Source organism: Kitasatospora cystarginea (assembly GCF_039533515.1).
In the GTDB taxonomy this organism is placed as follows: domain Bacteria; phylum Actinomycetota; class Actinomycetes; order Streptomycetales; family Streptomycetaceae; genus Kitasatospora; species Kitasatospora cystarginea.
Genome location: NZ_BAAATR010000108.1, coordinates 1 through 5,122 on the forward strand (window position 1 = coordinate 1; position 5,122 = coordinate 5,122).

The following is a 5,122-nucleotide window of genomic DNA, read 5'->3' on the forward strand; positions in this document are numbered from 1 at the left end:
ATGGCTCGTCGGTCACGGTGTCCACGTAGACGGACTCCAGCGTGCCGATCCTGTGGCGATCGGCATCGACCACGTCGTGACCGCGCCATTCCCGGATCTCATTCGCTTCGAACACCAGCAACCTCCGAGGTCGGTGGGCATCTCCCATCCTCCTACCAGGGCCACCGCCGAGCCCGCGCGGTGCGCCGACCGGGCCAATCGGCGCGACTGCCGGATCTGTGGCGAGGGCGGAAATCCACCGGTCGCCAAGGCGCCCAGCTCACCGCCTGCCTCCTCGGCCACCTGCCCCGCGGCTACGCGCCCTCGCTCTCCTCCGCAGTCGGTTCCTCTCCCAGGGTCTGCCGGTGCCAGGCCTGCCGCACCTGGGCAGCCGGAGTCTCAGCCCCATGCGCAGCGGCTGGCGGCACGACGTCGGCAGAGGCGCTGTGTGGGCGCAACAGCTACGCCGCTGCGTGTCCTTCTCGGACGGTCATGGCAGGGGGATGCCGCCGGTGGCGTTGAGGACCTCCCCGGTGATGTAGGAGGCCTCCTGCGAGGCGAGGAATACGTAGGCCGGGGCCATCTCGGCCGGCTGGGCCGGGCGGCCCATCGGGGACTGCTCGCCGAAGTGCGCGACCTTCTCCTCGTCCATGGTGGCCGGGATCAGCGGCGTCCACACCGGCCCGGGCGCCACCGCGTTGACCCGGATTCCCCCGGGTGCCAGCTGCTGGGCCAGGCCCTGGGTGAACGCGACGATCGCCGCCTTCGTCATCGCGTAGTCCAGCAGATGCGCGCTGGGCTTGTACGCCTGCACCGAGGCGCTGTTGATAACCGACGCGCCCGGACGCAGATGCGGCAGCGCGGCCCGGGTGAGCCAGAACATCCCGTACAGATTGGTCGTAATCACCCGGTCAAACTGCTCGGTGCTGATCGCGGCGAGTCCGTCGGGCTGCGACATCTGGTAGGCAGCGTTGTTCACCAGGATGTCCAGCCCACCCAGGTCGGCGGCGCATCGCTCGGGCAGGCTGGTGCAGAACTCCTCCTCGCGCAGATCGCCGACGAGCGGCAGCGCGCGGCGGCCGGCCTGCTCGATCAGGCCGGTGGTGATGTCGGCATCGCCTTGTTCCTCGGGCAGGTAGCTGAAGGCCACGTTGGCACCCTCACGGGCGAATGCCAAGGCCACGGCCCGCCCGATCCCGGAGTCGGCTCCGGTGATGAGTGCGACCCTGCCCGTCAGGCGGCCGGAGCCTCGGTAGGAGGTTTCACCGTGGTCCGGCTGGGGCCGCATCTGCTCGCCGCTTCCGGGGTGTGGTTGCGTCTGCTCGGGCAGCGGCGGCCTCGGGTACTGCTCGGCCGGATCCTGCGGGGCGTACTGGTCGCTCAACGCCACCCGCCATCACTCCTCAGCCTCGGTCCAACCTCCGGCCGCGGCCCGGTGGGGCCGCAACGCCACTCGAGTCTGACGGTCCGGGCGCCGCGCCGCAGTCCGCACCGCGGTGTTGGGATGGTCGCTCACCCGTCCGGAGGCCGGCCGGGAGATCCTCTGACAGCCGTGCCAACGCGCGCTGTGTGCGGCACGTGCCGCACAGGGGTGGCATCACGACAATCCGGCGCCCTCGGCCGTGAGCAGTTCGACGAGCTGGGGCCGGTGCAGGACGGCGATGGGTTCGAGAAGGTCTGGGTGGCGCAGGAGGGCGGTGGCTTCGCTGTCGCGGGTGCTGGGGTGGGTGAGGCGTTGCAGTCCGCCGGCTTCGGTGTGGTGCTCGGTTGTGGCCAGGGCCTGGTTGGCGCGTGCGGCCAGTGCGGGGTCGGCCAGGAGGCAGGCTGCCCAGCTGACGACGGTTTCGTCGACCCAGGTCCGCCAGGCGGTGTCGGTGTCGTCGGGGTGCGGCTCGCATCCGGTGAGCCAGTCCAACCGGTGGGATCCGCTGGGGGCGAGGAGATGGAGCAGCTGCACGTCCAGGCTGGTGGGGTAGCACAGAGCGGCCGCGAGCGCGGTGGCCTGCCGGGCCTGGGCATCGGCCAGAGCCCGGCTGAGCGCGCCCGCTGGCGGTGGGTAGGCGGCCAGGAGCCAGCGGGTGGAGGCGGCTATGACAGGTGTCAGGTCGGTGGGCATGGTGATCGGTCCCTCGGGGCGGGCTCGCCCGTGGTCCGGCTGATCGGGTGCGCGAGCTGTCTACGCGGAGCCGCGCTGCCCCGCTCGTGGCCGACCAGTGTAGGCGGCCACCACGGCCGATGGCATGACCCGCGTCACGCCCTGCCCGACCGGGCACCTGGGTCGGACCGACACTCTGCGGTCCGACCCAGCTGCGCTCATCGCCGACTGCCGGGTGCGGTCAGGACCTTCCGCGGCCAGTGACGAAGTCGCGGGCCCGGTCGACCAGACCGACACCCGGCGCCAGGATCTTGCTGGCCATCGGGGTGTCGGGCGCGGCGGGGTGCGGGCGGGTCGGAGCCATGGCCTTGGCCCGCCGGACCTTCTCGCCGAGATCACCAAGCATCTCGGAGGAGCAGGCCTGGCGCAGCATCGGGAAGAGGTTGTGTTCCTCGTCCTGGACGTGGGCGGCGACCTCGTCCATGAGCTGCCGCAGCAGAGCGCTCATCTGCGCATCGTCGGTGTTCGTCTTCTCCAGCTGCTTGAGGATCTTCTCGATCCGGCCGTGGTCGGCGATCTCCTTGTCCGCGAGCCGGTCACCGCCCTGGATGTGCTCGCGCACCGCCGGGTAGAGGTACTGCTCCTCGGCGACCGAGTGCCGCACCAGCTCGATGGTGACCTCGTCGACGAGGTCACGCAGTTCCTGCCCGCGGCTGGTCATCGCCTGGATGCGGCCGAAGATCTCCTCGACCTCCCGGTGATCCGCCATCAGCTCCGCGAGCACATTTCCGCCATGCCCCATCGCGCATCCGCCTCTCGTCCTGTCAGGGCCGGGGCCATCCCGCCCAGCAGGCAGTGATCCCCCCACCGTGCTCGCCCTGTGAGCCCGCCTCACCTGCCTCACCCGATCGGAGGGCACCAGCAACACCGTGCGGCGAGGCCGGCCCTGCAAGCTTCCGCTCACCAGCCCCCTGACGATCCCCCCGCGGTCACACCTCGCGACGACCAAAGCTCGCCCGCCGTAGCCGCGCAGGCGAGCGAACGGATCGAGACCTACGTGCGGGGTAGGCGCCATGGCGCACACCCACGAAACGAGGAGGAACCGCATGCCTGCGGTTCGAGCAAGAAGCGTGAACGTCAGTACGAGCACATCAAGGACAGCGCCCGGGACCGCACAGAGAGCGAGATCGCGGCCCGGACCGTGAACAAGGAGCGGGCCCGGCACGGCGAGTCGAAGACGGCCAGCTGGCTGCGTAGGTCTGAAGCGAGAGGCGCCTGACTGCCCGCGCTGTGTCCTGGTGGTCTCTGGTTTCCTCGTTCTGTGGTCCTGTGGCGACGATGTCCTCGGTCGTCATCGGTCCCGTGTCGTCGTAGCGCTGCGGCTTCATCTCTGTCATCTCCGTGGCGACTCGTCGTCGTCCCGCGCCGCCTGCCCGCCGTCGAGGAGCGCCGTGAACAGTGCGCGGTAGTGCACCATCGCCCCGCGGAGTTCTTCGGTGGTCGCGTCACCGCGACCGGCCTGGGCGTTGACCGCATGCGCGGCACGGTAGTGCTTCAGGGTGTTCGCGTGCTCGACGGACAGGTCACGCAGCCGCTGTTCGTAGTCCTCGGTGGGGTAGCCGCGCTCATGCATGAGCGCGGTGACCAGGCCGTCAGCCCGCTGGACGGCCTCGCCGGGACGGTCGACGAACTCCTGCTGCACCTGCGTCCAGTCCTGCGCGTATCGCTGTCTGGTGCCGGGTGCCAACGGCTTGATCTCCAGCTGCTGGTGGCGCTGTTCGCGGCGGCGCAGTTCCTGCTCGGCGGCCAGTCGGCTGCCCGAGCTGCGGACGGTGCGCTCGTACTCGGGGCCGAACCGTTCCCGCAACCGGCGGCGGCGGGCCACGAGCCACAACGCTCCGGCTATCAGGAGCAGCACGACTACGACGGGCACGATGATCGCGATGAGGGTCCCTGTCGACATCAGGTCCTCCTTGGTTCTTCAGTGGCCTGCCGCCTTACCGGCAGCCGGCGTCTCGAAACGTGCTCTTCGCAGGGCGTCCGCGCGGGGCCGGAGTGCGCTGACGGTACCGTCGTCGGCTCTTCCTCCAGCCCCGGTACCGGGGCCGCTGGCGGCGCGTAGTCGCCGTAGCGCATCCCCACAGGGTGGGGAGGAGTCGTGCAAGGGGGCTTGGAACGCGGCAGAAGCGGAAGCGCGCCTCGCGAACCTTCGGTCACAGGGCGGTCGGGTGCGGTGTGCTCGGTTTCGAAGGGGCGCTTTTGTGCAGGGCCTCGGTCAGGGTCGGGAACACCTGGAACACGGTGTCGGTCTGGGTGATCTCCAGCACCCGTTGTGCCTGCGGGCTAGGTGCGGCAAGCACGAGGGGCACGCCCGCGGCGAGTGCGCTCCGGCGGGCGGTGAGCAGAGTGTGGAGGGCGCTGGTGGTGAACAGGTCGACGGCGTGCAGGTCGATCGCGAGGAGTGCGGGGTGCCGGGCGAGGGCCTGTCGCAGTTCGTGGCGCAGGTGCTGTTCGTTGTCCATGTGGGCGTAGCCGGCGATGGAGCAGACCAGGGCGTCGCCGATGCGGGTGGTGGATGTCTTCATATCCGGGGCGAGCATGGTGTGCCTTCCGGGCGGCCCAGCGCGAGGTGTTGGAGGCGGGTCGGCGTGGGGTGTCACTGGGAGCCGGCCCGCGTGCTTCGCGTGTGGGGCTTGCCAGGGGCAGTGCTGTGGTGGCGGCTCGGGCGGGGGGCGGTGGGCGGTGGCCATGGCTTTCCTCACCGTGTGTCGCGGTCGGGCGGGGCCGGCGTAGGGGCTGGCTGGTCGCGCCAGCGGGAAGCGATCCGCTCCAGGCTCTCCCACAGCTCGTCGGCGGTGTCCTGCTGGTAGCCCAAGGTGCCTTGGGAGGATTCGCTGGCAGTCAGGTAGGCCTCAAGGCCGGTGACCGCGTGGCGGACCATGCGGCGCAGCGGCTCGACCTGACAGGTCTGGTCGCCGTTCTCACGGGGGCGGCCGATGCGGTCGTAGAGGAAGCCGGCGAGGGTTTCCAGGTTGTCGCGGGTAAGGC

General features: G+C 70.4%; 6 protein-coding genes and 2 pseudogenes. 1 reads left to right on the plus strand and 7 read right to left on the minus strand.

Features of this window, described 5'->3' with window-relative positions; genetic code table 11:
• From ABD369_RS39945 to ABD369_RS39960, 4 genes and pseudogenes are all read right to left on the minus strand, one after another.
• A pseudogene (locus ABD369_RS39945) lies at window positions 1-115 on the minus strand (PRC-barrel domain containing protein); the annotation flags it as partial.
• Between the two features lie 354 nt (window positions 116-469).
• Window positions 470-1,363 (minus strand): SDR family oxidoreductase, encoded by an 894-nt coding sequence (locus tag ABD369_RS39950; RefSeq protein ID WP_344641562.1) that lies wholly within the window; start codon window positions 1,361-1,363, stop codon window positions 470-472.
• Between the two features lie 213 nt (window positions 1,364-1,576).
• On the minus strand, window positions 1,577-2,095 hold the full coding sequence (locus ABD369_RS39955) for a hypothetical protein (RefSeq protein ID WP_344641557.1): 519 nt from the start codon (window positions 2,093-2,095) through the stop codon (window positions 1,577-1,579).
• Between the two features lie 220 nt (window positions 2,096-2,315).
• Complete coding sequence (locus ABD369_RS39960; protein WP_344641558.1) at window positions 2,316-2,876, minus strand: hemerythrin domain-containing protein; 561 nt, start codon at window positions 2,874-2,876, stop codon at window positions 2,316-2,318.
• A 255-nt stretch (window positions 2,877-3,131) separates the two neighbouring features.
• Here ABD369_RS39960 and ABD369_RS39965 point away from each other — a divergent pair.
• Window positions 3,132-3,320, plus strand: a pseudogene (locus ABD369_RS39965) (hypothetical protein); the annotation flags it as partial.
• 147 nt (window positions 3,321-3,467) lie between these two features.
• Here ABD369_RS39965 and ABD369_RS39970 read toward each other — a convergent pair.
• The 3 genes from ABD369_RS39970 to ABD369_RS39980 form a co-directional block, all read right to left on the minus strand.
• Window positions 3,468-4,037 carry a hypothetical protein gene (locus ABD369_RS39970; RefSeq protein ID WP_344641559.1) on the minus strand — a complete coding sequence of 190 codons (570 nt, stop codon included), beginning with the start codon at window positions 4,035-4,037 and terminating at the stop codon, window positions 3,468-3,470.
• A 250-nt stretch (window positions 4,038-4,287) separates the two neighbouring features.
• On the minus strand, window positions 4,288-4,659 hold the full coding sequence (locus ABD369_RS39975) for an STAS domain-containing protein (protein ID WP_344641560.1): 372 nt from the start codon (window positions 4,657-4,659) through the stop codon (window positions 4,288-4,290).
• A gap of 173 nt (window positions 4,660-4,832) precedes the next feature.
• Window positions 4,833-5,122: hypothetical protein (locus ABD369_RS39980; RefSeq protein ID WP_344641561.1), on the minus strand; the 290-nt coding region annotated here is incomplete at its 5' end.

What these genes read in the sequence shown, in the direction of transcription:
- ABD369_RS39955 (WP_344641557.1), bottom strand. Translation starts at nt 2,095, where the DNA reads ATGCCCACCGACCTGACACCTGTCATAGCCGCCTCCACCCGCTGGCTC.
- ABD369_RS39960 (WP_344641558.1), bottom strand. Translation starts at nt 2,876, where the DNA reads ATGGGGCATGGCGGAAATGTGCTCGCGGAGCTGATGGCGGATCACCGG.
- ABD369_RS39970 (WP_344641559.1), bottom strand. Translation starts at nt 4,037, where the DNA reads ATGTCGACAGGGACCCTCATCGCGATCATCGTGCCCGTCGTAGTCGTG.
- ABD369_RS39975 (WP_344641560.1), bottom strand. Translation starts at nt 4,659, where the DNA reads ATGAAGACATCCACCACCCGCATCGGCGACGCCCTGGTCTGCTCCATC.